The following is a 12472-nucleotide window of genomic DNA, read 5'->3' on the forward strand; positions in this document are numbered from 1 at the left end:
TCAGTTCAAAATCCGCCTTTGCACGTTTGTCTCTCATGTTGGAGAAAGAAGTTAGGTGCTTGACCACCTGCTTCTTTGAAACCCCGGTTGTGCCAACAGCCGGGGTTTCGTCTTTTTAAGGACTTGCCGAGGTGAGGTGGATTAACCGTGCAACGCGCCAAAGATAGGCCGCGCGGTGTGCTAGGAGGGGTTTTTATGGCTGATAATCAGTCGATACGCTCGTAGCAGTCTGGTACTGATTCACGAAATAGTAAACGGCACCCGCCAATAGCAAGCCTAGCAACACGAGAAACGCGATTTTCCACGGCGAGTAGGGGTGCGAGCCGCTCACTTTGCCGGTTTGGCCATTGACGAGGAAGTGGTAGAGCTTGCCCTGGTAGAGGTAGGCGCACACCCAGAGCGGCAGCAGCAGGTGCTTGAACGACTCCTCGGTGAGGGTGGTGCTCACCCGGAGGCCGCGCTGCTCGTCGCCGCCCAGCGCCTGCTTGCAGCTGTCGTGCTCCTGCTCGCGGAAGGTGGTGCGGGCTTCTTCCAGGCCCTCGGCCAGGTCGATGCTGTACACCTCGGCCTCCCAGCCCAGCAGCACGCGGGCATCATAATCGACCACGGCGGCGAGGTCGTAGTCATCCAGCACCGCCTCGACGTGGTTTTGCTGGTTGGCCAGGCTGCGCGAGGCCAGCGTGAGGAGGTCGTCGTAGAAGTGCTCGTGGGTGCCGCTACGGCTGCTCCAGTCGGTGCGGCGCTCCTGGCGGGTGGTGGGGCGGCCCTGGCTGTCGGTGCTGCTCACCGATACGTAGTAGTGGTCGCCGCGCTCGCCCCGCCATTCGGAGTACGCCTGCGCATCAAACGTCCAGAAGGGCAGGTAGATACCGTGCAGGTTATCGAGCACCGCGCCGCTTTGCAGCTTGTTGGGAGCCAGCCACTTGCCCGCCAGCCAGGTGCGGAAACTCGTGGTAGCGGCCGGCCGCTCCAGCCGAAAGGGCAGCACCCCGGCGGGCTCGATGAGCCGGGTGCGCTGGGCCTCGGGATTGATGGCCCGGCTGCCGCAAAAGCCACAGCTGAGCGTGGGCTGCTCGGCGTTGACGCGGGTGCGCGAGCCGCAGCTGGGGCAGCTGAACAGCAGCTGCTCGCTCACGCGGTCGGCGGGCAGCTCGGCGCTGGCAAGCTGGGCGCTGAGCGGGCGCTCGGCCAGCTTGGCTTGGCTGAACGTCAGGGCCTGGGTAGCGCCGCAGTGCCCGCAGGCCAGCTGCTGGGTTTCGGCCTGAAACGTGAGGTTCGACCCGCAGCTAAGGCAGGGCGCGCGCAATAAGTCACGCTCGCGCAATTCGCGCAGGGCGTTTTCGGTAGCAACATCCATGAGGGCCGGCGCGATAGAGTTATAGGCGGGCCAGTAGCTCGGCCTTTTTGGCGTCGAACTCGGCTTCGCTCAGAATGCCATCGGCCTTGAGCTGGCCCAGGTCGCGCAACATGGCTACAATCTGCTCGCGGTTGGGGCCGGCGGCGGGAGCGGGGGCGGGGGCGGGGCTGGCTGGGGCCGCGGCGGGCGCGGTGGCGTTACCCAGCATGTTGCCCAGGCCGCCCAGCAGCACGGCGGCTCCGCCGATGCCGGCTTCCTGGCCGGCCGCTTTCTCCACGGCTATGCCGGCCTGAAACTGCTGAAACCGGGCCATGTCGCCGGCCATGTTCATTTGGGTGGTTTTATCGAGGAAGGCTTCGACCTCGGGGGGCAGGCTGGCGTTTTCGAGGTAGAAGCGGGTGAGCTCCAGGCCGTAAGCACCGAAATCGTCTTGCAGCAGCGGGCGCAGGCGCTCGCCCAGCTCCTGGTAGTTGCGGGCCAGGTCGAGCACCGACACGTTAGCCTCGGCCAGGGTATCCGAAAACTTGTTGACGATGGCCGAGCGCAGCTGCCCCTCCACGTCGCCCACGCGCACCACCGACGCCGTACCCGCAAACTCGGTCAGGAACTTGGTGGCCTCGCGCACGCGCAGCGCAAATGTGCCAAACGCCCGCACCCGCACCTGCTTGAACTCGGGGTCGCGCAGGATAACGGGATTGGGCGTGCCCCACTTCAGATTAGCAAACTGCTTGGTAGCCACGAAGTAAACATCGACCTTAAACGGCGACTCGAAGCCGTATTTCCAGCCGCGCAGCGTGGTGAGCACCGGCAGGTTGGCGGTGGCCAGCACGTGGCGGCCGGGGCCAAACACGTCGGCCACGCGCCCCTCATCCAACAAAATGGCCACCTGCGACTCGCGCACCACGAGCTGCGCGCCGTTTTTGAGGTTGTTCTCGTTGTCCGGAAATTTCCAAATGAGCGTGTCCGACGAGTTATCAACCCAGTCGATAATCTCGATTAATTCGTTGCGGATAAAATCGAAAAGCCCCATGAGTAGCCAGTGAAATAGGAGGAAAACGGGCGCAACCTAAGCAGGAAAGCCGCTACCTGACTCGCCGGCCCACCCCCAGTTATTACAGCTACTTGCCAATAGCCGCCCGCGTAAACTCCGACAGCACCAGCCGGCCGCTGATGGCGGCGCGCTCCACAAGCAGCGTGTCCCAGTGCGCGGTGCCGGCCCACAGCACCTGCTTGAGCTCACGCATGGCGTCGGGCGAGGAAGCGGCCAGGCGCTGGGCCAGCGCCAGCACGGCTGCGTCGAGGGCGGCGATATCGGGCAGCACCTCGGCGTAGAGGCCGCGGGCGGCGGCCCACTCGGCCGAGCGAAACTCGGTGGCATCAATGGCCAGCTGGCCGAAGGCAGAAGCGCCGATTTTTCGCTCCACGGCCGGGCCCACCACGAAGGGGCCGATGCCCACGGCCAACTCGCTGAGCTTCACGGCCGCGTGGGTGGTGGCCAGGCAGTAATCGGTGGCCGCGGCTATACCCACGCCGCCGCCCACGGCCTTGCCCTGCACCCGCCCGATAACCAGCTTGTTGCAGGTGCGGCAGGCATTTATGACGTGCGCAAAGCCGGAGAAAAACGCCAGCCCCTGCGCCGCATCGGCCACGGCGCGCAACTCATCGAAACTGGCTCCCGCGCAAAACGTGCGCTCGCCCTCGCTTTGCAGAATGATGACCTTGGTGGCGTCGTCGTGGCCGGCCTTGGTGATGGCGGCGGCCAGCTCAGCTAAGATATTGCTGGGCAGTGAGTTATGGGCGGGGTGGAAAAACGTGACGGTGGTGATGCCAGCGGCATCGGTAGCGGCCGTAACGTGGCCGGCGGAGAGAACACTCATAGGAAGTAGAACAGTACGTTACAAAAAAACGTCTGTTATGCTGAGCTTGCGAAGCATCCTATCGCGCCGGAACAAGTCGTTCGGACCCGGTAGGATGCTTCGCAAGCTCAGCATGACAGACGCTCAGCATAGGTTAGGCTTGGTGCAGTTTCTTTACCATCGTCAAAATGGTCGCCACCGCCACGGTGTCGCCGGTTTCGTCGGTTACGGTTACGAGCCAGCGCACGATGCCCTTAGCGATGTCGGTTTCGTCGCGCTTTTCCTGGCCCACTTTCTCCTTCACCGTGAGCTGCACGCCGATGGTGGTGCCGGGGTACACGGGCTTGGTAAAGCGGCACTCATCGAGGCCGTAGTTGAGCAAAACGGGCCCCTTACGCGGGTCCACGAACATGCCGGCAGCCTTCGATAAAATGTAGTAGCCGTGCGCCACGCGGCCGGTAAAGAGCGTGCCTTCCAGCGAGGTAGCATCGACGTGGGCGTAGAAGTTATCGCCCGAAATGCCAGCGAAGTTGCTGATGTCGGCCTCCGTTACGGTGTGCTTGTGGGTGGTGTAGGTTTCGCCGATTTCTAACTCCTCAAAGTAACGCTGGAAGGGGTGCTTGTCGTACTCAACCTGCTTAGCACCAGTCTGATACACTTCCGTGATGGCCGTAATCATGCTGGGCGAGCCCTGCAAGGCTACGCGCTGCATAAAATGCTCCACGCCCCGGATGCCGCCCATTTCCTGGCCGCCGCCGGCCCGGCCGGGGCCGCCGTGCACCAGTTGCGGCAGGGGCGAGCCGTGGCCGGTGCTTTCCTTAGCCATCTCGGCGTTGAGCACCAGAATGCGGCCGTGGTGGGTGGCCGCGCCCAGCACAAAATCCTGGGCCGTGCGCGGGTCGTTGGTAGCCAGCGAGCACACTAGCGAGCCCTTGCCGAGGTTGGCCAGCGCCACGGCTTCGCCCAAATCGTGGTAAGGCATGAGCGTCACCACGGGGCCGAAGGCTTCCAACTCGTGGCTATCCAAGTGCTTGAATGGCTGGTCGTTGCGTAGTACGATGGGCGAGATAAACGCGCCCTTGGCTACGTCGGCCCCGCGCTCCTTACCGATAATCTCCACGTTTTCGAGGTCGCCGTACACGATGGGCGTAGTTTTGGCGAGCTGGCGCACCTGCTCGCGCAGGCGCTCGGCCTGCTCGCGGCCGGCCAGCGCGCCCATGCGCACGCCCTCGGCCTGCGGGTGGCCGATGGTGGTCTGCGCCAGCGCTTTACCCAGGGCAATCTGCACATCTTCGAGCAGCTCGGCGGGCACGATGGCGCGGCGAATGGCTGTGCATTTCTGCCCGCACTTGGCCGTCATTTCCTTGCGCACCTCCTTGATAAAGAGGTCGAACTCGGGCGTGCCGGGCCGGGCATCGGGCCCCAGCACGGCGGCGTTGAGCGAGTCGGCCTCCAGCGTAAACGGCACCGCCTCGCTAATAATGCGCGGGTGGGCGCGCAGCTTTGCGCCGGTGGCAGCCGAGCCGGTAAACGTCACCACATCCTGGTACGTCACGTGGTCCAGAATGCCCTGGCCCGAGCCCACCACCAGCTGCAAGGCCCCATCGGGCAGGATGCCGCTGGCGATAATCTCGCGCACCACGGCCTCGGTAAGGTAGGCGCCGGGCACGGCGGGCTTCACCACGGCGGGCATGCCGGCCAGCAGGTTCACCGCGATTTTCTCCAACATGCCCCAAATGGGGAAGTTGTAGGCGTTGATGTGCACGGCCACGCCCTCCTTGGGCACCAGCAGGTGCTGAGCCATAAAGGTGCCGCCCTTGCTCAGGCCCACCGGCTCGCCCTCCACGTAAAACGGCTTATCCGGGAATTTGCGCCGCAGCGAGGCGTTGGCAAACAGGTTGCCGATACCGCCCTCAATGTCAATCCACGAGTCGGCCCGCGTGGCCCCCGAGCGGTAGCTCAGCTCGTAGAAAAGCTCCTTTTTTTCCTGCAAATGGAAGGCCAGCGCCTTCAGCATCCGCCCGCGCTCGTGAAACGTCATGCGGCGCAACGCGGGGTTGCCCACGCGCCGGCCGTAGGCCAGAATCTGCTCAAAATCAAAGCCTTCGGTATTGGCCAGGGCAATGACTTCGCCGGTGCTGGCATCGCGCAGCTCGTGCGGGTCGGAGCCGCCAGGCTGCCAGCGGCCAAGGGTGTAGTTTTCGAGGGTGGGCGTCATAGCGGGGTGGGAGGGTAGCGTGGACTCTGCGAGTCCGCGCGTGGGTAGTTAGTTTACAATCAGTTGTTCAGCCGCGCGGACTCGCAGAGTCCACGCTACACGCGCTCAATAATCACGGCGTAGCCTTGCCCCACGCCGATGCACATCGTCACCAGCGCGTAGCGCTTTTGCTGCTGATGCAGCTCCAGCGCGGCGGTATTGAGCAGGCGCGCGCCGCTCATGCCCAGCGGGTGGCCCAGGGCAATGGCCCCGCCATTGGGGTTGATGCGCGGGTCGTCATCGGCCAGCCCAAAGGCGCGGATACAGGCCAGCGACTGCGCCGCAAAAGCCTCGTTGAGCTCAATAATGTTGATGTCATTCAGCGTCAGCCCCGCTTTCTTGAGCGCGAGGTGGCTGGCTGGCACCGGGCCGATGCCCATGAGGCGCGGCTCGACGCCGGCCACGCCCATACTCACGATGCGGGCCTTGGGCACTAGGCTGTGGGTTTTGATACCGGCTTCGGAGGCGAAGAGCAGGGCGGCGGCCCCGTCGTTGAGGCCCGAGGCGTTGCCGGCCGTTACGGTGCCGCCGGCTTTGCGGAAGGCGGGGCGCAGCTTAGCCAAGCCTTCCAGGGAAGTATCGGGCTTGATGAATTCATCGGCCGCAAACAGCACGGGCTCGCCCTTGCGCTGTGGAATGGGTACGGGCATGAGCTCGGCGCTAAAGCGGCCCCGCTGCTGCGCGGCGGCCGCTTTTTGCTGCGAGGCGTGGGCAAATTTATCTTGGTCCTCGCGGCTGATGTGGTACTGATCCACCAGGTTTTCGGCGGTTTCGCCCATCGCGTCGGTGCCGTAAGCAGCCTGCATGGCGGGGTTTATAAAGCGCCAGCCGAAGCTCGAATCGGCCATCTGGGAGTCGGTGCCGAAGCCTTTGCTGGGCTTGGAAATCACTAGCGGGGCGCGGGTCATGCTCTCGACGCCACCGGCTACAAACAGGTCGCCGTCGCCGCTCCGAATGGCGCGGGCAACCGCAATACCGGCGGATAATCCACTGGCGCACAAGCGGTTAATGGTTTCGCCCGGCACCGAGTAGGGGAGGCTGGCCAGCAGCGCGGCCATGCGGGCCACGTTGCGGTTGTCTTCGCCGGCCTGGTTGGCGCAGCCCATAATCACGTCGGCAATGCCAGCGGGGTCGGCCGTGGGGTTGCGCGCCAGCAGCTCGCGGATGGTGAGGGCGGCGAGGTCGTCGGGGCGCACGGCGGCCAGTGTGCCGCCAAAGTTGCCGATGGGCGTGCGCACCCCGTCGATGAGATAAGCTTGAGTCATTAGGGCGTTTTTCGTTTCTTGTTGTTCGTTTTTTCTCAGATAGTGGAGTTGTTCAGCTAGCGAAAAACAAAGAGCAAACCGTATCTCTAAAACAGATTTTCCTGATAGAATTAAAAATTAAAAAATGACGAATTAAAAATCTGATTGCCAAATTTTTAATTCATCATTTTTTAGTTTTTAATTAACACAAAAGGATTGGGCTAAATTTAAGCGGGATTATTCTCCGTGCTAGTACGATAGGCCGTGCCTTTGAACAAGGCCAGTCGCAAGCCATCTTGGTTACGAATACCCACCTCGTACACGCCTACGCGGTGCTTAAGGCTGGCCTCGGTAGCCTCCACGGTGATGATATCGCCGGGCCGGCCGGCCTCCAGGTAGTCGATGGTAACGGTGAGGCCCACGCTCTGGCGGCCGTGGGTGTTGCAGGCTATGGAAAACGCCGTGTCAGCCGCTGCAAACGTGACGCCGCCGTGCACCATACCGAAGCCGTTGAGCATTTCGGGGCGCACCGGCAGGCGCAGGCGGCAGTAGCCGGGCCGCACTTCCTCCACAATTACCCCCAGCCACGCGCTGAACGGGTCGCGGGTAGTGAGCCAGTTTTGCACGGCGTGGTGGGGCTGGTGGTCGTGGTTGGCAGAAGCACTCATGTAGTCAGAAAGAATTGATTGTCGCGCGCCAACCGGCGCAGCAGCACGCTGGCGCGGTAGCGGTCCTCGTGGTAATCGTGGTAGAGGGTATCGAGGGTAGCCAGCACGGTGGCCGGCTCCAGCTCGTCGGCCCAGGCCAGCAGGCCCTTGGGGTAATTGACGCCGGTGGTCATGGCCAGCTCCAAGTCTTGGGCGGAGGCCACGCGCAGGTGCAGCGCCTCGGCGGCCTCGTTGATGAGCATGGCCAGCACGCGCTGCACAATGCTGTCGCCCAGGGTTTTATCGCGGTTAGGCTCGGGCTGGCTGGCCCCGGCGGCGTAGTTGTAGAAGCCGCGCCCGGCCTTGCGGCCGTAATAGCCAGCCTCAAACAGCCGCCGCTGCGTGAACGAGGGACGGTAGCGCGGGTCGTAGAAAAAGGCTGTAAATACCGATTCCGTTACCCGGTAATTGACGTCGTGGCCAATAAAATCCATGAGCGCAAACGGCCCCATACGGAAGCCGCCCAGCTCGGTCAGGGCCCAGTCTATAGTGGCGATGTCGGCAATGCCTTCTTCCAAAATCCGAATGGCCTCGCCGTAGAACGGCCGCGCCACGCGGTTCACGATGAAACCCGGCGTGTCCTGAGCCAGCACCGGGCGCTTGTTCCAGCTAGCCACGAGCGTCTTTATTTCGTCGGCCAGCCCGGCGCGGGTTTGCACCGCCGGAATAATTTCGACCAGCTGCATGAGCGGGGCCGGGTTGAAAAAATGGATACCCACGAACCGCTCGGGCCGCTGGCAAGCCGCCGCAATGGAGGTAATGGAAAGCGACGACGTGTTGCTGGCCAGCACGCAATCGGCGCCCACAATGCCTTCTATCTGCTTGAAAACCTGTTGTTTCACCGCCAAGTCTTCCACAATGGCCTCGATAACGAGGCCGCAGTCGGCGAAATCCTCCATATCGGCCGTGGGGTGCAGGCGGGTAAGGGCCGCCGCCGCTGCTTCCGGCGTCAGCTTGCCTTTCTCGGCCAGCTTGCGCAGGCTGGCGGCTATGCCCGCCAAGGCTTTTTCGAGGGCCACTGCGTTTTGGTCGAGCAGGCGCACGGGGTGGCCGGCCGTAGCCACTACCTGCGCAATTCCCGCGCCCATCGCGCCGCTGCCAATAATTCCGATGGTCATGGATTCGTTTTTCGTTATTGTTTTTTTGTTTTTCGTTGTGGAAGTTCTACATCTTTTGCCGGAAGGAGACGACAGACGAAAAATCAACAACGAAAAACGAGTAGTTTACTGGCCAGTGAAGGTGGGCTGGCGCTTTTCGAGGAAAGCGGTTACGCCCTCGCGATAGTCGGTGGTTTGGCCGGCGCGCAGTTGGTAGTCGCCCTCGGCGCGCAGCTGCTGGGCCAGGTCGTTGCCAAACGAGCGGTTGAGCAGGTGCTTGGTGTAGGCGAGGCCCTTGGTGGGTAGGTTGGCCATTTTGCTGGCCAGCTTGGCTACTTCCTGGTCAAAGCTATCATCAGCGAAAGCCTTGTAAATCATGCCCATCTGCACGGCTTCGGCGGCGCTTACCTTGTCGCCGGTGAGCATGAGCGCGCTGGCGCGCTGCATGCCCACGAGGCGCGGCAGAAAGTAGGTGCCGCCGCTGTCGGGTACCAAGCCTATCTTGCTGAAAGCCTGAATGAAAGCGGCCGATTCCTTGGCCACTACGATGTCGCAAGCCAAAGCCAGGTTGGCACCCGCACCAGCCGCCACGCCGTTTACGGCCGCAATAATTGGTTTTTCTAACTCCCTGATGAGCAGCACAATTGGGTTGTAATGCTTCTCCACTATCTCCGATACGTCGGGCGCATCGGGTCCCGTTATCTCAGCCAGGTCTTGGCCGGCGCAAAAGGCGCGGCCGGTGCCGGTGAGCACCACGGCCCGCACGCTGGCATTGGCCTGGCAGTCACGCAGATGCTGCTGCAAAGCCAGCGCCACGGTTTGGTTGATACTGTTGAATACGCTGGGCCGGTTGAAGGTTAGCGTAGCCACGCCGTCGGCGAAGGCGTAGAGAAGAGGAGAATCAGGCATAGAAGAGAGGATGTAGCGCGAAGCTTCCGCCTCGTGCGCGAGCGCAGCTCGTGTGAGTTGTTTGTCCAATGTGGCGCGGGACCGCCTGCTCGCTACGCTCGCGCACGAAGCGGAAGCTTCGCGCTACTGCTAGGCGTGGCACTTGAAATAATCGAACGGCTCGCGGCAATCGTCGCATTGGTACAGCGCTTTGCATGCCGTGGAGCCAAACTGGCTGACCAGATGCGTGTTAGCAGACTTGCAGAGCGGACATCGCACGGCCGTATCCTTGCCAAACAGGTTGAGCACGTGGCCGGTGGCCGTGCCATCAATGGGCGGGGCGATGCCGTAAGCTTCGAGCTTGTCGCGGCCGGCCTGGCTCATCCAGTCGGTGGTCCAGGCCGGGCTTATCTGGTTGGTGATGGTCAGCTGCGTGTAGCCCTCGGCCAGCAGCCGCAGCCGAATATCGGTGGCAATGGCACCCATGGCCGGGCACCCCGAATAGGTAGGTGTGATGGTAACGGTAACACGCTCACCCTCAACAAGCACAGCGCGCACAATGCCCAGGTCCAGAATGCTGAGAACGGGCACTTCGGGGTCGCTCACTTCTTCCAGCAACTGCCAGATTTTGTCAGCTGTGGGCGCTTGGCTGGTAGCTGATGGCTGTTGAGTAGTGGCTGTTGGCTCGTTCATTATAGGTATCTTATTGAAAAAAAGCCACTAGCTAACAACCAGTAGCCAAAAGCCAATTAATCACCAGGTTAGGCCGGGGTAAGTGCGCTGCATGTATTGCAGCTCGGTGAGCAGGTAGCCCAAGTGCTCGGAGTGGCGGCCGCTTTTGCCGCCTTGCTGCGCAAATACGCCCTCGGGCACCGGCACGGTGGCTTCGGCCAGCACGTGGGCCGTGTGGGCCTGCATGGCGGGCAGCAGCGCGGCATAGTCGGGCACCAGGCCCAGCTCCTGCAAGTTGGTTTCGGCGGCGGTAGGCGTGGTCAGCTCGCCCGAGAAGCGCCAGAGCGTGGCGATGGCTTTGTCGAGGCGCTGCCGGCTCTCGGGGGTGCCGTCGCCTAGACGAATCATCCACTCCGAGCTCCACTTGAGGTGGTAGGCGGCTTCTTTGAGCGACTTCTCGGCAATGGCGGCCAACTGCGTGTCGGGCCCGTCTTTTAGCCCCTTAAGAAGTTGATAATGAAAGTTATCGAACAAAAACTGCCGCACAATGGTGTAGGCAAAGTCGCCGTTGGGCTGCTCTACCAGCAGGGGGTTGCGGTACTCCACGGCGCTGCGCAGGTAGGCCAGGTCGTCTTCGGTGCGGCCCCTGCCCTCTAGCTCGGCGGCGTACTGGTAGTAGCTGCGCGCCTCGCCCAGGAGGTCGAGGGCGATGTTGGCCAGGGCCAAATCCTGCTCCAGCACGGGGCCGTGGCCGCACCATTCCGAAAGGCGGTGCGCCAGGATGAGGCTGGTATCGGCCAGCTGCAACACAAACGGAAACAGGGGGTTGGCGGTAGGGGCCGCCGCAACGGCTGGCTCGGGCTGAGTGGCTGACATAAACCGCTGAATTACATGTGCTTAATGGAGTCCGGCACGTCGTAGAACGTGGGGTGACGGTACACTTTATCGGCCGCTGGGTCGAAGAATTCGGCCGCCTCATCGGGGTTGGAAGCGTGAATGTGCTTTGACTCAACTACCCAGATGCTCACGCCTTCAAGGCGGCGCGTGTACACGTCGCGGGCGTTTTGCACGGCCATGGCCGCGTCGGCGGCGTGCAGGCTTCCCACGTGCTTGTGGTCGAGGCCCTGCTTGCTGCGGATAAAGACCTCCCAGAGGGGCCATTCAGAGTTATTCATGGCTGGTTATTGTCGTTTGCTCGCCTGTTATCCTGAGCTTGCGAAGGACCTTATGCCAGTTGAACAAATCGTTCGGGCGTGATAAGCTCCTCCGCAAGCTCAGGATAACAGGCGATTATTGGGCAAAGGTTCTTACGCCGCAACTGCCTCACGCGCAGCGTGCTTAGCCGCGTGGGCCGAAGCCGCCTCGCGCACCCAGGCGCCTTCTTCGTGGGCTTGCACGCGGGCTTGCAGGCGCTCGTGGTTGCACATGCCATTGCCCTTTACCACGGCCCAGAACTCCTCCCAGTTCACTTCGCCGAAGTCGTAGGCCTGGCGCGCCTCGTTCCACTTCACTTTCTCGTCGGGCACGGTGAGGCCCAGAAAATCGGCCTGCGGTACCATCATGTCCACAAATTTTTGGCGCAGCTCGTCGTTAGTGAAGCGCTTGATGCGCCACTTCATGCTCTGCTCCGTGTTGGGCGAGGCGTCGTCGGCCGGGCCAAACATCATCAGCGTGGGCCACCACCAACGGTTGAGCGACTCCTGAGCCATCTCTTTCTGCGCAACTGAGCCTTCGCAGAGGGTTTGCATAACCTCAAAGCCCTGACGCTGGTGGAAGCTTTCTTCCTTGCATACGCGCACCATTGCGCGGGCGTAGGGGCCATAGCTGGTGCGGCACAGCGGCACTTGGTTAAGGATGGCCGCGCCATCGACGAGCCAGCCCACGCAGCCCATATCGGCCCAGCTGAGGGTAGGGTAGTTAAAAATGCTGCTATACTTGGCCTTGCCCGAGTGCAGGTCGGCCAGCATTTGGTCGCGCGAGGTGCCCAGGGTTTCGGCGGCGCTGTACAGGTACAGGCCGTGGCCCGCCTCGTCCTGCACCTTAGCCAGGAGGATGGACTTGCGCTTGAGCGAGGGCGCCCGGGTAATCCAGTTACCCTCTGGTAGCATACCAACTAGCTCAGAATGAGCATGTTGTGAAATCTGGCGGATGAGCGTCTTGCGGTACGCCTCGGGCATCCAGTCTTTGGGCTCGATGCGGATATCGGCGTCGATGCGCGCCTGAAATTGGGCTTCGGGGGTGAGGTCTTGGGCGAGGGTTTCCATAGGGCTTCAACGCTAACTAACAAGTGTTAGTTTTTCAAAGGTAAGAAAATAATTGCTGTCAAACGGTGTGGCACCCAGTTTGGCGCTGGCGCAAGTCGTACAATGCCAAACGGATTGCCACGCCGTTTTA

At 62.1% G+C, this 12472-nt stretch carries 12 protein-coding genes; all 12 read right to left on the reverse strand.

Annotated features, from left to right (window positions below; all coding sequences use genetic code 11):
* Nucleotides 1–193: 193 nt before the first annotated feature.
* Nucleotides 194–1357, reverse strand: a complete 1164-nt coding sequence (locus tag QMK33_RS09050) for a TFIIB-type zinc ribbon-containing protein (RefSeq protein ID WP_283564255.1) — start codon at nucleotides 1355–1357, stop codon at nucleotides 194–196.
* 19 nt (nucleotides 1358–1376) lie between these two features.
* Nucleotides 1377–2387 carry an SPFH domain-containing protein gene (locus QMK33_RS09055; RefSeq protein ID WP_283564256.1) on the reverse strand — a complete coding sequence of 337 codons (1011 nt, stop codon included), beginning with the start codon at nucleotides 2385–2387 and terminating at the stop codon, nucleotides 1377–1379.
* A gap of 88 nt (nucleotides 2388–2475) precedes the next feature.
* Nucleotides 2476–3234: an enoyl-CoA hydratase/isomerase family protein gene (locus QMK33_RS09060; protein ID WP_283564257.1), complete on the reverse strand. Its 759-nt coding sequence runs from the start codon at nucleotides 3232–3234 to the stop codon at nucleotides 2476–2478.
* A gap of 133 nt (nucleotides 3235–3367) precedes the next feature.
* Nucleotides 3368–5431: a phenylacetic acid degradation bifunctional protein PaaZ gene (gene paaZ, locus QMK33_RS09065; RefSeq protein WP_283564258.1), complete on the reverse strand. Its 2064-nt coding sequence runs from the start codon at nucleotides 5429–5431 to the stop codon at nucleotides 3368–3370.
* A 95-nt stretch (nucleotides 5432–5526) separates the two neighbouring features.
* Complete coding sequence (gene pcaF / locus QMK33_RS09070) at nucleotides 5527–6735, reverse strand: 3-oxoadipyl-CoA thiolase (RefSeq protein WP_283564259.1); 1209 nt, start codon at nucleotides 6733–6735, stop codon at nucleotides 5527–5529.
* A gap of 206 nt (nucleotides 6736–6941) precedes the next feature.
* Nucleotides 6942–7382 carry a PaaI family thioesterase gene (locus QMK33_RS09075; RefSeq protein WP_283564260.1) on the reverse strand — a complete coding sequence of 147 codons (441 nt, stop codon included), beginning with the start codon at nucleotides 7380–7382 and terminating at the stop codon, nucleotides 6942–6944.
* Nucleotides 7379–8539: a 3-hydroxyacyl-CoA dehydrogenase NAD-binding domain-containing protein gene (locus tag QMK33_RS09080; RefSeq protein WP_283564261.1), complete on the reverse strand. Its 1161-nt coding sequence runs from the start codon at nucleotides 8537–8539 to the stop codon at nucleotides 7379–7381. Before QMK33_RS09080 ends, QMK33_RS09075 begins: the two co-directional genes overlap by 4 nt.
* A gap of 105 nt (nucleotides 8540–8644) precedes the next feature.
* Nucleotides 8645–9427, reverse strand: coding sequence for an enoyl-CoA hydratase-related protein (locus QMK33_RS09085; RefSeq protein WP_283564262.1), 783 nt, complete (start codon nucleotides 9425–9427; stop codon nucleotides 8645–8647).
* Between the two features lie 129 nt (nucleotides 9428–9556).
* Nucleotides 9557–10099 (reverse strand): 1,2-phenylacetyl-CoA epoxidase subunit PaaD, encoded by a 543-nt coding sequence (gene paaD, locus QMK33_RS09090; protein ID WP_283564263.1) that lies wholly within the window; start codon nucleotides 10097–10099, stop codon nucleotides 9557–9559.
* Nucleotides 10100–10159: 60 nt separating this feature from the next.
* Nucleotides 10160–10954: a 1,2-phenylacetyl-CoA epoxidase subunit PaaC gene (gene paaC, locus QMK33_RS09095; protein WP_283564264.1), complete on the reverse strand. Its 795-nt coding sequence runs from the start codon at nucleotides 10952–10954 to the stop codon at nucleotides 10160–10162.
* A gap of 11 nt (nucleotides 10955–10965) precedes the next feature.
* Complete coding sequence (gene paaB / locus QMK33_RS09100) at nucleotides 10966–11253, reverse strand: 1,2-phenylacetyl-CoA epoxidase subunit PaaB (RefSeq protein ID WP_133655299.1); 288 nt, start codon at nucleotides 11251–11253, stop codon at nucleotides 10966–10968.
* A gap of 132 nt (nucleotides 11254–11385) precedes the next feature.
* The gene (gene paaA, locus QMK33_RS09105) at nucleotides 11386–12342 is read right to left on the reverse strand and encodes a 1,2-phenylacetyl-CoA epoxidase subunit PaaA (RefSeq protein WP_283564265.1); all 957 of its coding nucleotides are present in this window, start codon (nucleotides 12340–12342) and stop codon (nucleotides 11386–11388) included.
* Nucleotides 12343–12472 lie beyond the last annotated feature (130 nt).

Origin of the sequence: Hymenobacter sp. H14-R3 (assembly GCF_030063445.1) — a bacterium.
In the GTDB taxonomy this organism is placed as follows: domain Bacteria; phylum Bacteroidota; class Bacteroidia; order Cytophagales; family Hymenobacteraceae; genus Hymenobacter.